10 protein-coding genes are annotated in these 13,983 nt (G+C 74.6%); 8 read left to right on the top strand and 2 right to left on the bottom strand.

Annotation, left to right across the window (positions count from 1 at the left end; genetic code table 11):
* Positions 1-104: 104 nt before the first annotated feature.
* Positions 105-1,520 carry a DUF4192 family protein gene (locus tag ACFY07_RS21315; RefSeq protein WP_390870584.1) on the top strand — a complete coding sequence of 472 codons (1,416 nt, stop codon included), beginning with the start codon at positions 105-107 and terminating at the stop codon, positions 1,518-1,520.
* A 72-nt stretch (positions 1,521-1,592) separates the two neighbouring features.
* Here ACFY07_RS21315 and ACFY07_RS21310 read toward each other — a convergent pair whose 3' ends face one another.
* Positions 1,593-2,903, bottom strand: coding sequence for an alpha/beta fold hydrolase (locus ACFY07_RS21310; RefSeq protein ID WP_390870582.1), 1,311 nt, complete (start codon positions 2,901-2,903; stop codon positions 1,593-1,595).
* Positions 2,904-3,038: 135 nt separating this feature from the next.
* Here ACFY07_RS21310 and ACFY07_RS21305 point away from each other — a divergent pair, with 135 nt between their 5' ends.
* The 6 genes from ACFY07_RS21305 to ACFY07_RS21280 all read left to right on the top strand — a co-directional run bounded on the left by ACFY07_RS21305 (position 3,039) and on the right by ACFY07_RS21280 (position 10,897).
* Entirely contained in the window at positions 3,039-3,836 is a 798-nt protein-coding gene (locus ACFY07_RS21305; RefSeq protein ID WP_390870581.1) for an NUDIX domain-containing protein, read from the top strand.
* 191 nt (positions 3,837-4,027) lie between these two features.
* Positions 4,028-5,470, top strand: coding sequence for an ATP-binding cassette domain-containing protein (locus ACFY07_RS21300; protein WP_390870579.1), 1,443 nt, complete (start codon positions 4,028-4,030; stop codon positions 5,468-5,470).
* A gap of 4 nt (positions 5,471-5,474) precedes the next feature.
* A complete protein-coding gene (locus ACFY07_RS21295; RefSeq protein WP_390870577.1) occupies positions 5,475-6,194 on the top strand; it encodes a hypothetical protein in 720 nt (239 codons plus the stop codon).
* 87 nt (positions 6,195-6,281) lie between these two features.
* Positions 6,282-7,229 (top strand): FadR/GntR family transcriptional regulator, encoded by a 948-nt coding sequence (locus ACFY07_RS21290; RefSeq protein ID WP_308188956.1) that lies wholly within the window; start codon positions 6,282-6,284, stop codon positions 7,227-7,229.
* A gap of 853 nt (positions 7,230-8,082) precedes the next feature.
* Positions 8,083-9,705 carry an RNA polymerase sigma factor gene (locus tag ACFY07_RS21285; protein ID WP_390870575.1) on the top strand — a complete coding sequence of 541 codons (1,623 nt, stop codon included), beginning with the start codon at positions 8,083-8,085 and terminating at the stop codon, positions 9,703-9,705.
* A gap of 331 nt (positions 9,706-10,036) precedes the next feature.
* Positions 10,037-10,897 carry a S1 family peptidase gene (locus ACFY07_RS21280; protein ID WP_390870573.1) on the top strand — a complete coding sequence of 287 codons (861 nt, stop codon included), beginning with the start codon at positions 10,037-10,039 and terminating at the stop codon, positions 10,895-10,897.
* A 162-nt stretch (positions 10,898-11,059) separates the two neighbouring features.
* Here ACFY07_RS21280 and ACFY07_RS21275 read toward each other — a convergent pair whose 3' ends face one another.
* Positions 11,060-11,290: a hypothetical protein gene (locus ACFY07_RS21275; protein WP_230654470.1), complete on the bottom strand. Its 231-nt coding sequence runs from the start codon at positions 11,288-11,290 to the stop codon at positions 11,060-11,062.
* A gap of 539 nt (positions 11,291-11,829) precedes the next feature.
* Here ACFY07_RS21275 and ACFY07_RS21270 point away from each other — a divergent pair.
* Complete coding sequence (locus ACFY07_RS21270; RefSeq protein ID WP_390870571.1) at positions 11,830-13,941, top strand: type IIA DNA topoisomerase subunit B; 2,112 nt, start codon at positions 11,830-11,832, stop codon at positions 13,939-13,941.
* Positions 13,942-13,983: the final 42 nt, after the last annotated feature.

Raw genomic sequence — 13,983 nt, 5'->3', positions numbered from 1 at the left:
CGTCTCACCCGTACGGGTGACACGGTTATCCACACGGCGCGTGTCGTCCACAGGCGCGACGACCACCCCGGCGGCGCCGCAGAACTCCCGGCACAGTGCTCGCCATGAGCGCAGACGAGAACACCAGCAGGAACACCGACCGCGACACCGACCGCAGTGCCGACACCGACCGCAGTGCCGACACCGACCGCAGTGCCGACACCGACCCCGGCACCGACCCCGGCCGCGACACCGAGCGGGGCCCCGGCACCGACCGCGACGCCGGCACCGGCCCCGCCGTCTGCTCCGGCACGTCCGCCACGTCCGGCGCCCCCTCCGGGGGCACGGCCGGCCTGCCCGGTGCGGGCCCGCGGCCGCCGGGCCCTTCCGCCGGGCAGCCCGTGGTGAGGATGCGCGGCCCCGCCGACATGGCCGAGATGCTCCCCTACCTGCTCGGCTTCCATCCCGACGACAGCATCGTCGCCCTGGGCCTCCAGGGCCCCGGGCTGCGCCAGGGCGGAACCGTGCGGGTCGACATCCCCCGCCGGCCGGACTGGGAGCGGGTCGCGGCCGACACGGCCCGGCTCCTGGTCCGGCTGTCCGAGGCACACGACCGCAGGCCCCGGGGCGTGGTGCTGTACCTCGTCCGGGACCCCGGCCCGGGCCGGGACGGACGCGCGGTCGCGGACGGCCTCCGGCCGCTGGCCGAGCTGCTCGACACCGCCTTCCGCGGCCTGGGCCTCGACGTCAAGGAAGCCCTCTGCGTCTCGGACGGCCGCTGGTGGTCCTACGCGTGCCGCCGGCCGGGGTGCTGCGACCCGGACGGCACCCCCGTCCGCGCCGCGGGCGACGCCGGCCCGGTCGCGGCCGCCGCCACCTACGCCGGGCTCACCGTCCGGGGGCGCCGCCGGGAGCTCCGCGCCGCCATGGAACCCGTCGGTCCCCCCGAGGCGCAGGAGCTGGCGGAGGCCTTCGCCCGGATCGCCCCCGTCCTGGCCGCCGAGGTCGGCCGCCCCGGCGGGGCCCGGCAGGTCGGGGAGCGGACCGGGGCGCTCCTCGACGCCGCCATGGAGCGCTTCCGCGCCGGCGCCGACCGTCTCGACGACGAGGAGGCCGTGCGGCTCGTCCTCGGGCTGCAGGACAAGCGGACCCGTGACCGGGCGGCCGAGTTCGCCGAGCCGCCCGACCTGGCGGCCGCCCGGCGGCTGTGGCTGTTCCTGGCACGCAGGTGCGTCGCGCCCTTCCAGGACCACGCGGCGGCTCCGCTGACCCTGCTGGCCTGGACGGCGTGGCTGGCCGGGGACACCGCCACCACCAGGGTGGCCCTCGCCCGGGCGCTGGATGCGGACCCGGACTACACCCTCGCCCAGCTCCTCTACGACTCCCTCAACGGCGGCCTGCGGCCCGACCGGCTGCTGGCGACCGTCCGCAGGGAGCGGGCCCGGCGGCTGGCACGCCGGGAGGGCCGGAGCGGTCCGGGCGGCTCGGCCGGGCGGGGCCGGCCCGGCCGCCCGGGCCGCCCGGCCGCGGGTGCCGTGTGACCTCCCGTCCCGCGCCGCCGCCGGTCCGCCCGCCGCTCGGCCGCCCCCGCCGACGGGCCCGTCCGCCCCCGCTCACACCTCGCCGCGCCCCATCCGGATCAGCCGGTCCAGCACCCGGCCGTCGCTCACCCGCAGGCCGTCGTGCTCCCACTCGTCGGTGACCCACGTGCGCAGACCGCGTACGCTCCGAGCCGTCTCCAGCGAGTGCGCGGTGTCCACGTACATGTCGGCGTGGTAGACGGCGGCCGTCACCGGCACCTCGTTGGCGGCCAGCCGCGCCGGGTCGTAGAGGTCGGGCCAGTCCTCCCGTTCGGCGAGCAGTTCGGCCGCCTCCTTCAGGGGCCGCAGCGCCGGGTCCGTGTCGAACATCCAGGGGTAGATCATCTCGCCGGTGAACAGCACCGGGCCGTCCCCCGCCAGCGCCCCGTCCACCTCGAACGCCGGGAACTCCCCGCGCACCCGCTGCGCCGCCCAGCGGGTCCCCGAGGGGTCGACCGAGCGCTGCCCGTAGATCGACTCGTGCAGCACCGCGTAGAGCGGGTTGCCCGCGAAGGAGAGGTGCGCCTGCACGCCCGCCAGGAAGGTGTCCGACAGTTCGGGGCCGCCGGCCCCGACCACCCAGGCCTCCTCCAGGAGGTAGTGCAGGACGTGGGAGCCGCTCCCGGTGCCCAGCAGCATGCCCAGGGACTGGAACGCCTCCGCGGTCAGCAGGCCGCCGTCCGGCAGCCGCACCGGACGGGACCGCAGGTGTCCGGCGATCCGACGCACCTCCTCCGCGTCCTGCGGGTGGCGCGCGTAGTGCTCGCGGTTCTTCTCCGCCACCCGCGGATAGGCCGCCCGGTACACCGCCTCCGCGCCGGTCCGCAGGCCCGCCAGGCCGCCCGTGACGAACGCCTCCCGCAGGCCCTCCGGCGCCAGGGACAGGTAGGTCAGGGTGCAGAAGCCCCCGAAGCTCTGCCCCAGCAGGCTCCACCGGCCCTGCTCGCCCAGCAGCTGCCTGCGGACGGCCTCCGCGTCGCGCACGATGGCGTCCGCCCGGAAGTGCGCCAGGTACCGCGCCTGCTCCGCCGGGCCGCCCCGCAGCGGGAGCGTCCGGCGGTCGGCCGGCGTGGAGCGGCCCGTCCCCCGCTGGTCGAGCAGCAGCACCCGGTAGTCCTCCAGGGCGCGCCCCAGCCAGCCGTCCCGCCCCAGCGGCCTGGCGGCCTTGTTCCCCGGACCGCCCTGCAGGAAGAGCAGCCACGGCAGGTCCTCGCGTTCCCGGCCCGCAGCCACCACCTCCCGCGCGTAGACCTCGATCCGCTCGCCGGCCGGGTCGGCGTGGTCCAGGGGGACCTGGACGACGTGGTCGGTCGAGACGATCCCCGGCAGACGGAGGACGGACATGAAGGAACTCCCTGGAACACACTGGTGGCGGTCGTGCCCGGGCACCGTACCTTCCGGGGCCGCCGCCGCGGGCCGCGCCCCGTCCCGACCCCCGTTCCGCTGTTTATCGTCAGGGAGACGACTAGGATCGGCCCCATGTCGCGTTACGATCCGTCGGCCTTCCCCCCGTTCGCCGTCACGGTCGACCTCGTGGTGCTCACCGTGCGCGAGCACGCCCTGTGCGCGCTCGTGGTCCGCCGGGGGGAGCCGCCCTTCCAGGGCTACTGGGCGCTGCCCGGCGGGTTCGTGCGGCCCGACGAGGGGCTCGGCGAGGCTGCGGCCCGGGAGCTGGCCGAGGAGACGGGACTGCGGGCCCAGGCCAACCACACCCAGGCCGAAGCCCCCGCCGACCTCGCGCGGGGCGAGCGTGCACGGGGCGGCCACGCCCAGGGCGCCGGTGCCCACCTGGAGCAGCTCGCCACGTACGGTCACCCGCAGCGCGATCCGCGGATGCGGGTGGTGAGCGTGGCCCACCTCGCCCTCGCCCCGGACCTGCCCGCCCCCCGCCCCGGGGGCGACGCCCGCAGCGCCCGCTGGGCCCCGGTGGGCGAACTGCTCGGCAACGGTGCGGAAGGCGGCGTGCCGCTGGCCTTCGACCACGCCGCGATCCTCGCCGACGGGGTCGAGCGCGCCCGGTCGAAGATCGAGTACTCCTCGCTGGCAACCGCCTTCTGCCCCCCGGAGTTCACCGTCGGCGAGCTGCGCCGGGTGTACGAGTCGGTCTGGGGCGTGGCTCTCGACCCGCGCAACTTCCACCGCAAGGTCACCGGGACCCCCGGCTTCCTGGTGCCGTCCGGCGGGACGACGACCCGTCAGGGAGGCCGCCCGGCACAGCTGTTCAGAGCGGGCGGGGCCACCGTGCTCAACCCCCCGATGCTGCGCCCGGAAGCCTAGGCGAACCGGTCAACCGTCCCCCGGCGTCGCCCGATCGGGTGGGCCCGGCCGCCGGGTGCCCGGCGGCGCCCCGGCAATGCCCGGAATGGCACGCGGCCCGTTCTATCGTGCTGACCCGGGCCCCCCGAGGCCGCCGCGGAGCCGCCCGGCGGAGCGGTGGCGGGTCCCGGGCGCACGAGTGGGAGCCACCGATGATCCACGCCACCGGGCTGACCAAGACCTATCGGCGCGGCCGCGCCCCCGCCCTGCTCGACCTCACCCTCGACGCCCGTCCCGGCACGGTCACCGCCCTGCTCGGATCCGGCGGCTCCGGCAAGTCCACCGCCGTCCGGCTGATGCTGGGCCTCGAACGCGGCCGGGGCGCGGCCCTGTTCGGCGGGCGCCCGTACCGGGTCCTGCGCCGTCCCGAGCGCGAGGTCGGCGTGGTGCTGCAGGCACGTCCGAGGACCGGCCACTCCGGCGCCCCCGGCCGCACCGCACGCGGCCACCTCAGGATGCTGGCGGCCGCACTGGGCGTACCCGCCGGGCGCGCCGACCTGCTGCTGGAGCAGACCCGGCTCGGCCCGGTGGCCGACCACCGCCTGCGAACCTTCTCCCCGGCGACGGGGCGCCTGCTCTCCCTCGCGGCCGCCCTGCTCGGCGACCCCTTCGTCCTGCTCCTGGACGCGCCCACCGATGGCCTGTCGGAGCGCAACGCGGCCTGGTACCACGCCTTCCTGCGCGCTTTTGCAGCGTCCGGGGGCACGGTCCTGCTCACCTGCCGCGATCCCGAGGAGGCCGCCCTGGCCGCCGACCGGGTGGTGACTCTGGACGGCGGCCGGCAGGTGGCCGACCAGTCCGTGTGCGACTTCGTGGACACCCGGGTCCGCAGGGAGGTCACCGTCCGCGGTCCGCAGGTCGGACGGCTCGCCGACCTGCTGCTGGCCCGCGGCGCCGAGGTGCGGCCGGAGAGCGGCACCGCCATCGCCGTGGCCGGCATGGGCCGTACCGAGATCGGCGAGATCGCCTACCGCAACGGTGTCCTGCTGCACGAACTCGCGGACCGGGTCTCCCCGCGCCCCGTGCGCCAGGCCGGCCACGGCGGTCTTCCCGGCACCGTCCGCGCCGGTGCCACGCGCTCCTCCGCCGTGAAGCTACCCGTCGCGTCCGCCCCGGGGACCGCCGCCGCCGCGGGCCCTGTCGCCGCGGGCTCCCCTCCCGTTCCCATTCCCCCTCCCGCTCCTGTTGCCCCTCCTGTTCCCGTTGCCGCTCCCGTTCCCGCGGCCGCGGCCGCCGCCACCGCCGTCGGGCAGGGTTCCGCCTCCGCCTGGCCGGCAGGGGACGTCCGCCTCCGCGACGCTCAGGGACGGCCCCTGATGCCGGTCCCCGACCCGGAGGAGACCGTCATCGTCCTCTCCCCGGGCGCGGCGGTCGCGGCGACCGTGGTGGGCCCCCCGCGTGAGGACCGTCCGCTGCCCCCGGACTCCGCAGCGCCGTTCCCCGCAGCGCCGTTCCGCGGCGGTGCCGTCCGGCCCCCGCACCGGGAGCCGACGGAGGAGCGGGCCGCCCTGCCCCCGCCCCTCCCGTCCGTCTCCGCCCCGCCTGTTCCGCCCCCGTCCGAGCCGCAGGCCGGCCCGCGCCCCTGGAGCGAGTGACCGCGTGCACACCCTGACCTACGAGGCGCGGCGGCTGGCCGGCCTCCGCTCCACCTGGCTCGTCCTGGCCACCACGGTGGTTGCAGCAGCCGTGTTCGCCGCCGTGGCCTGCCGACGTGACCCCGTCGGGGCGGTTTCCGCAGCGCAGGCGGCCCGTCGGCTCACCGCGGCGCCCCCTCGGTCGGCGTTCCCCCTCGCCGCCCTTGGATCGGGCGTGCTCGGCGCCCTGTCGTACGGCCACGAGCTCAGGAATCCCGCGCTCTCCGCATCCCTCGTCCCCGTCGGGCGGCGGCTTCGGCTCCTCGCCGCGAAACTGCTCGCCGTGGCGGTCGTGGCCGTCGGCCTGACGGCGGCCACCGCGCTGGTGGACGCGGCCGTGTTCCGCGCTGCGGCCCCCGGCGGCCTGGGGTGGGCCGTGCCGCCCCGGCCGGGCGGACTCCTCGCGGCACTGCCCGGTTCGGCCGCGCTGGCCGTGGGGGCGGGGTGGACGTGCCTGCTCGCGGCCGGCCTGCTGCGCGGCGCCGCGGCCGGGCTGTCGGCACTGCCGGTGCTCGCCGTCCTGCCCGTGGTCCTCCGGGATCCCGCGACTGCTCTGCTGCGCCGCGGCGGACACGGCACGGGCCTCACCGCACCCCTGCCCGCGTCCTGCGTCGCGGCGGGCCTGTCCGCGGTGGTGCTGCTCGCGGTCTGGACGGCGTTCCAGCTGCGGCGACGGACCATGTGAAGGGCGAATCGATCCGCTTGCGACGCCAATGAGTGTTGGGTCCTGATAGAAAGTCAATTGTCGACTGATGGGCGATCACCCTTTCGTGTGCTTTTCACGAAAGCTCTCAAGTCGCAGGCGGCTGTCGCCGACAAAGGACCTGTGAGTACCCTTGCGCACCCCACCATGAACCCCAACCGTTCCGTCGAGTCGGGAGTCCCGGCCGCCGACGAGCTGGACCGCTACGCACTGTCCGAACGGCCGGTGCCGCCGGCCCCCCGCTGGGAGGGCGCGGAGGGCGACCTCGCCAGGATCGGCCGCAAGACCACCAGCAGCCGCGGCCGCGGCCTGCACGGCCAGCTGGTGCAGCAGCTGGGCCAGATGATCGTCGCCGGAGACCTGGGCGCCGACCGCCCCCTGGTGCCCGAGGAGATCGGGCAGCGGTTCGAGGTCTCCCGCACCGTCGTCCGCGAGTCGCTGCGCGTGCTGGAGGCCAAGGGCCTGGTCAGTGCCCGCCCCAACGTCGGCACCCGCGTCCGGCCGGTCAGCGACTGGAACCTCCTCGACCCCGACATCATCGAGTGGCGGGCCTTCGGCCCCCAGCGCGACGACCAGCGCCGCGAGCTCTTCGAGCTCCGCTGGGCCATCGAGCCGCTGGCCGCCCGCCTTGCCGCGGGCCACGGCCACGAGGACGTCCAGCAGCGGCTCGCCGACATGGCCGAGATCATGGGCCACGCCGCCGCGCAGGCCGACCCCGTGACCTTCGCCCGCGCCGACGCCGAGTTCCACGCCCTGGTGCTGCAGCTCGCCGGCAACCGGATGCTGGAGCACCTCTCCGGCATCGTCGCCTCGGCCCTGCAGATCAGCGGCGGCCCCGCCACCGCGTGCGAACGCCCCTCCGAGGCGTCCGCCCTGCTGCACGTCCGCCTGCTCGACGCGCTCGGCGCCGGTGACGGCACCGCCGCCGAGGCGGCGATGCGGTCCCTCCTCACCGTCCACCCCGACCTCGTCCTCTCCGACGTCGAGCACGTCGTCCCCGGGCCCCGCGAGCACTGACTGCGCCGGGTCCGCCCGACAGCGTGGCCGCCGCCGCCCGCCGACCGCCGTCCGCCGCCCGCCGACCGCCGTCCGCCCGGGGCCCGCACGGGCGGCGTCCGGCGCGCCGCGCGGATCCTCAGGTGCGCCAGGTGCCGCGCGGGTCCCGCGGGAAGCCCGGAGGGGTCGAGGGGGTGTGGACCAGACCCGGTGGCCGGTCCACGGCGGAGCGGCGCGCGGCGACCGGCGCGGCCACGCCGTCGGGCGGACCCGCCGGGCCCGCGTCCTCCGTCTCCTCTCTTCCTTGCCGCCCTCCGCCTCCTCCATGCCCTGCCGCCGCCACGGTGCGCCCTCCCGTTGTCGGCGTGCCCCGGGAAGGGCAGGTGCCTCCGGCGTGCCGGCCGGGACGGTCGGCACGGCCCTGGCGGTCGCCGGATCCCCGGGCGGCCGTGCCCGCCGCCGGGGCGGCCCGAGAAGGGCGGCCGGGGGCGCCGGCGGGCCGTCCGGCCGGAGCGCGTGCCGGGCCGGCGGCGCCCCTGCGGCACTGCGGCCCCGGACATGCGCCCCCCGCGCGCCGCCGAGCTCCGTGCGGATGCCGACCGGACTGCGTCGGGGCAGTGTGACCCGCACCACGGAGGGCATGCGTAACACTTGAGTCTGCGCAGCGATGTGTACGGAGGTGGAAGCAGCTCCGGAATAAGGGCGGCATGTCAGAATGCTGTGTTGCCCTGCGGCGCTGCTCCTGTCCCGCAAGCCCAGCCGTGAAGCCCGAACCCGACCCGCACCGTCCGCGCACCTGCCGCGCACCGGTACTCCTCCTGCCCTCATCGGCGGGGGGACGGAGCCGGCTTCCCGTCCACTCACGTCCGAGAGGTTGTTCGTGTCGGCCAGCACATCCCGTTCGCTCCCACCCGAGATCGCCGAGTCCGCCGCTCTCATGGCGCTCATCGAGCGGGGCAAGGCCCAGGGGCAGATCGCCGGTGACGACGTGCGTCAGGCCTTCGAGGCGGACCAGATCCCGGTCACCAAGTGGAAGAACGTCATGCGCAGCCTCAACCAGGTCCTCATCGAGGAGGGGGTGGACCTGATGGTGAGCGCGGCGGACCCGTCCGCCTCCAAGCGCACCCGGAAGAGCGTTGCTGCCAAGAGCACCGCGAAGCGCACTGCCACCAAGACGGTCACCACGCGCACCGCGGCCGCCCCGCAGTCCGTCCCGGTGCGTCCCGTCGCGGCCCGCACGGCCGCAGCTGTCGCGGCCGCCCCGCTCGTCGCCGTCGCCGACGCGGACGACTCCGTCGACGAGGTCGCAGCCCCGGCCGCCTCGGCCGCGAGGAAGGCCGCGCCCGCGAGGAAGGCCGCGGTCAAGAAGGCCGTCCCCGCGAAGAAGACGGCGGCGAAGAAGACCGCCGCCAAGGCGGGCAAGAAGGGCGACGACGCCCTCGGTGACGAGGAGCTGGTCGAGGACACCGCGCTGCCCGGCGCCAAGGCCGAGGGTGAGCCCGCCGGTCCCGAGGAGGAGTCCGAGGGCTTCGTGCTCTCCGACGAGGACGAGGACGACGCCCCCGCGCAGCAGGTCGCCGCGGCCGGCGCCACCGCCGACCCGGTCAAGGACTACCTCAAGCAGATCGGCAAGGTCCCGCTGCTCAACGCCGAGCAGGAGGTGGAGCTCGCCAAGCGGATCGAGGCGGGCCTCTTCGCCGAGGACAAGCTCGGCAACGGGGACAAGCTCGCGCCGAAGCTCAAGCGCGAGCTGGAGATCATCGCCGAGGACGGCCGCCGCGCCAAGAACCACCTGCTGGAGGCCAACCTCCGGCTGGTCGTCTCGCTGGCCAAGCGCTACACCGGTCGCGGCATGCTCTTCCTGGACCTGATCCAGGAGGGCAACCTCGGTCTGATCCGTGCGGTCGAGAAGTTCGACTACACCAAGGGCTACAAGTTCTCCACCTACGCCACCTGGTGGATCCGGCAGGCGATCACCCGCGCCATGGCCGACCAGGCGCGGACCATCCGCATCCCGGTCCACATGGTCGAGGTCATCAACAAGCTCGCCCGCGTGCAGCGCCAGATGCTCCAGGACCTGGGCCGTGAGCCCACCCCGGAGGAGCTGGCCAAGGAGCTCGACATGACCCCGGAGAAGGTCATCGAGGTCCAGAAGTACGGCCGGGAGCCCATCTCGCTCCACACCCCCCTGGGCGAGGACGGCGACAGCGAGTTCGGCGACCTGATCGAGGACTCCGAGGCGGTCGTCCCCGCCGACGCGGTCAGCTTCACCCTCCTTCAGGAGCAGCTGCACTCCGTGCTGGACACCCTCAGCGAGCGCGAGGCCGGTGTGGTCTCCATGCGGTTCGGCCTCACCGACGGCCAGCCGAAGACGCTGGACGAGATCGGCAAGGTCTACGGGGTCACCCGTGAGCGCATCCGCCAGATCGAGTCCAAGACCATGTCGAAGCTGCGCCACCCCTCCCGTTCCCAGGTGCTGCGCGACTACCTGGACTGATCCCTGCCGGTGCCGCCGGCCCCGGGGTGCGCCCCCGCGGGCCGGCGGCGTTTGTGCGGCGCGCCCCCGCAGGGCCGTCCGCGCACGGGGCCGCCCGTCGACGGTGTCCGTGCACGGAGGCGCATCCCCGCAGAGCGCGCTCCCGCGGGCGGCGGGCGGCAGGCGGGACGGCGAGGCCTCTTTCCCGGGGCCCGGAGCAGCGGATGCTCCGGGCCCCGCGGCGTGCCGTCCCTCGGAAGGGTTGTTCCGCAGCCCGTTCCGGGCACGGAGAGTCATCGTTCTCTTACGCTAGGTCGGTTGTCTGTCGCAGATACCCCCCAGGAGGACACCGGTGCTGGCCATCCGTCGGGCGCGTGCCGCCGAACCACCGCGCCGAGGCGCCGCCCTGGCCCTGCTGGCCCTCATCCCGCTGGCGGCCGCGACCGGCGCCGGCGGCACCGCGCAGGAGGCCCACGCCGAGCGGCGCATCGTGGGGGGATCGCCGGACTCCACCGAGCAGCACCCCTGGGTCGTGGCCCTCGCCAGCCGGCTGCAGTTCGGCTCCACCCGCTCCGGCCAGTTCTGCGGCGGTGCCCTGGTGACGCCGACCAAGGTGGTGACCGCGGCGCACTGCTTCTACGACGAGTCGACCGGCATCCGGGCGAACCGGCCCGGGCTCCGCGTGATCGTCGGCCGGACCGACATCACCGGCGGCGCGGGCACGGAGGTGGCGGTGCGTGGCGTGTGGATCGACCCGGAGTACTCCTTCGAGGCCAACACGCGTGATGTCGCCGTGGTGACCCTCGCGGAGCCCCAGGAGGGCCGCCCGACCCTGCCCCTGGTGGCGCAGGGCGACCGGAACCCCTACCGGCCGGGTACCGGGGCCACGGTGTTCGGCTGGGGCGACACGACAGGTGCCGGGCGCTACGCGGCGCGGCTGCATGCCGTGGAGGTGACGGTCCTCGACGACGCCGTGTGCGCGGACGACTACCCCGGCGGTCCGAACGGGCGCTTCGACGGCTCGACCATGCTCTGCGCGGGGGCGCCCTCCGGAGGGCGCGACGCCTGCCAGGGGGACAGCGGCGGCCCCCTCGTGGTCCACGGGCAGCTGGTGGGGCTCGTCTCCTGGGGCACCGGCTGCGCCGAGTCGGGCCACCCGGGCGTCTACACCCGCCTGGGCGCGCTCGCCGACGAGGTCCGCGGCCACCTCTGAGGCGCGTTCCATCCCGACCGCACACCCTGAGTGTGCGTCATTTCACCCCGAGTGAGGTGTCGTCATGCCCGGGAATGCGAAAACCGGGCGGCGGACCTCCTCGGTCCGCCGCCCGGCTGCCGGTCCTGCCGGCCTCAGCTCGTCGGTGGAGTGTCGCTCGTGTCAGCGCTCCTCGGTGGAGGCCGTGGCGGAGGTCGCGGAGAGTCGACCGGTCTCGTCCTGTATCTCCACGGCGATCTTCTTGAGCTCCGGCTCGAACTTCCGCCCGTGGTGGGCGCAGAAGAGCAGCTCGCCGCCACTGGCCAGCACGACGCGCAGGTAAGCCTGGGCGCCGCAACGGTCGCAACGGTCAGCCGCGGTGAGCGGGCTCGCGGGGGTCAGAACAGTGGTCACGTCGCCTCTTCTCTAGCTCGACGAGCTGTCGTACCAGGGTCAACATCCAACCAGGCCGAATTCGTTCCCGCTCACAGCTTTTCTTTCTGCAACCTTCTGATCACTGTGGGCGGATCGGGGCCGGTCCCGGTCGGCTGACCGGTGGCGGCGTACGGTGGCGGCCTCTTCGCCGCCGGTTCGCCTGCTTGCCGTCTGGGGGATTCCGTTGTGTTGGTGAGGACGTGCCCCGGCCGCGGAGGGTTCATGCGTCCCGGCGCCCGTGACGTGTCTATCACTCGAACGTGTTATCGAACTGCTGTCCGAGGTGCGCGTAGCATAGAACGCACCCGGGTGGGAGCATAAGCCCCCGCCCCCGCACCGGTAGCCTGCACCTCAGCGGGGCGGCCCCCCTAGGCTGGCCCCGGCGGCGGTGCGCGACGGTGCCCTGCGGCGCGTTCCGGGCGGACGCATCCTCAAGTCCGTGTTCGCGCAGCGCGTACAGCCCCCGCACCCCTGCCAAGGCCGCATCATCACCCAGACGGATCGAGGAGTAGCACCGCGTGACCGCCGAAACGACCGTGCCGACCGCCCTGCTCGCCGGCGACGACGGCTCCAACTACACCGCGCGGCACCTGCTCGTCCTCGAAGGGCTCGAAGCCGTCCGCAAGCGGCCCGGCATGTACATCGGCTCGACCGACAGCCGCGGCCTGATGCACTGCCTGTGGGAGATCATCGACAACTCCGTCGACGAGGCACTCGGCGGCCACTGCGACCGCATCGAGGTCCTGCTCCACGAGGACGGCTCCGTCGAGGTCCGGGACAACGGCCGCGGCATCCCGGTCGACGTCGAGCCCAAGACCGGCCTGTCCGGCGTCGAGGTCGTCATGACCAAGCTCCACGCCGGCGGCAAGTTCGGCGGCGGCTCCTACGCGGCCTCCGGCGGCCTGCACGGCGTCGGCGCCTCGGTCGTCAACGCCCTCTCCGCCCGCCTCGACGTCGAGGTCGACCGCGGCGGCCACACGCACGCGGTCAGCTTCCGCCGCGGCACCCCCGGCCTCTTCACCGAGCTCTCGCCCGACGCCCCCTTCGAGCCCGGCAGCGGCCTGGCCAAGGTCCGCAAGGTGCCCCGCACCCGCACGGGGACCCGCATCCGCTACTGGGCCGACCGCCAGATCTTCCTCAAGGACGCCCGGCTCTCGCTGGAGAACCTGCACAACCGCGCCCGCCAGACCGCATTCCTCGTCCCCGGCCTGACCATCGTCGTCCGCGACGAGCGGCTCCTCGACACGGACACCGTCGACGAGCAGGTCTTCCACTACGACGGCGGCATCGGCGAGTTCTGCGAGTTCCTCGCGCCCGACAAGGCCGTCAGCGACGTGCTCCGCCTCACCGGTGCCGGCACCTTCAAGGAGACCGTCCCCGTCCTCGACGACCGCGGCCACATGACCCCCACCGAGGTCACCCGCGACCTCGGCGTCGACATCGCGCTGCGCTGGGGCACCGGCTACGACACCACCCTGCGCTCCTTCGTCAACATCATCGCCACCCCCAAGGGCGGCACCCACGTCGCCGGCTTCGAGCGCGCCCTCACCCGCACCCTCAACGAGGTGCTGCGCTCCGCGAAGCTGCTGCGCGTCGCCGAGGACGACGTCACCAAGGACGACGCCACCGAGGGCCTCACCGCCGTGGTCACCGTGCGCCTTGCCGAGCCCCAGTTCGAGGGCCAGACCAAGGAGGTCCTGGGCACCTCGGCGGCCTCCCGCATCGTCGCCGCGGTGGTCGCCAAGGAGCTCAAGGCCTTCCTCACCTCCACCAGGCGGGACGACAAGCAGCAGGCCCGCTCCGTGATGGAGAAGGTGGTCGCCGCCGCCCGGACCCGCGTCGCGGCCCGCCAGCACAAGGAGGCCCAGCGCCGCAAGACCGCGCTGGAGACCTCGTCGCTGCCCGCCAAGCTCGCCGACTGCCGCAGCGACGACGTGGAGCGCAGCGAGCTCTTCATCGTCGAGGGCGACTCGGCGCTCGGCACCGCCAAGCTCGCCCGCAACTCCGAGTTCCAGGCGCTGCTGCCGATCCGCGGCAAGATCCTGAACGTCCAGAAGGCGTCCGTGGCGGACATGCTCAAGAACGCCGAGTGCGCCTCGATCATCCAGGTGATAGGGGCGGGCTCGGGCCGGACCTTCGACATCGACCAGGCCCGCTACGGCAAGATCGTCCTGCTGGCGGACGCCGACGTCGACGGCGCGCACATCCGCTGCCTGCTGCTGACCCTCTTCCAGCGCTACATGCGGCCCATGGTCGAGGCCGGCCGGGTCTTCGCCGCCGTCCCCCCGCTGCACCGGATCGAGCTCACCAACCCCGGCCGCGGCCAGGAGAAGTACCTCTACACCTACTCCGACAGCGAACTGCGCTCCCTGCTCCTGGAGCTGCAGCGCAAGGGCAAGCGGTGGAAGGAGCCCGTCCAGCGGTACAAGGGCCTCGGCGAGATGGACGCCGACCAGCTCGCGGAGACCACCCTGGACCCGCGCCACCGCACGCTGCGCCGGATCAACCTCGGCGACCTGGAGGCCGCGGAGCGGGTCTTCGACCTGCTGATGGGCAACGACGTCGCCCCCCGCAAGGAGTTCATCGTGGACTCCGCCGCCACCCTGGACCGCTCCCGCATCGACGCCTGAGACACCTGACCGCCCGGGACGCCTGACCCCCCGGTACGCCTG

This window comes from Streptomyces sp. NPDC001380, assembly GCF_042895785.1.
In the GTDB taxonomy this organism is placed as follows: domain Bacteria; phylum Actinomycetota; class Actinomycetes; order Streptomycetales; family Streptomycetaceae; genus Peterkaempfera.
The sequence above is the reverse complement of the archived record's forward strand: the minus strand, read 5'-3'. Positions and strand labels throughout refer to the sequence as shown.

Bases quoted from the DNA above. Each gene is read 5' to 3' on its own strand.
- ACFY07_RS21300 (WP_390870579.1), top strand. From the start codon at position 4,028: ATGATCCACGCCACCGGGCTGACCAAGACCTATCGGCGCGGCCGCGCC.
- ACFY07_RS21305 (WP_390870581.1), top strand. From the start codon at position 3,039: ATGTCGCGTTACGATCCGTCGGCCTTCCCCCCGTTCGCCGTCACGGTC.
- ACFY07_RS21310 (WP_390870582.1), bottom strand. From the start codon at position 2,903: ATGTCCGTCCTCCGTCTGCCGGGGATCGTCTCGACCGACCACGTCGTC.
- ACFY07_RS21315 (WP_390870584.1), top strand. From the start codon at position 105: ATGAGCGCAGACGAGAACACCAGCAGGAACACCGACCGCGACACCGAC.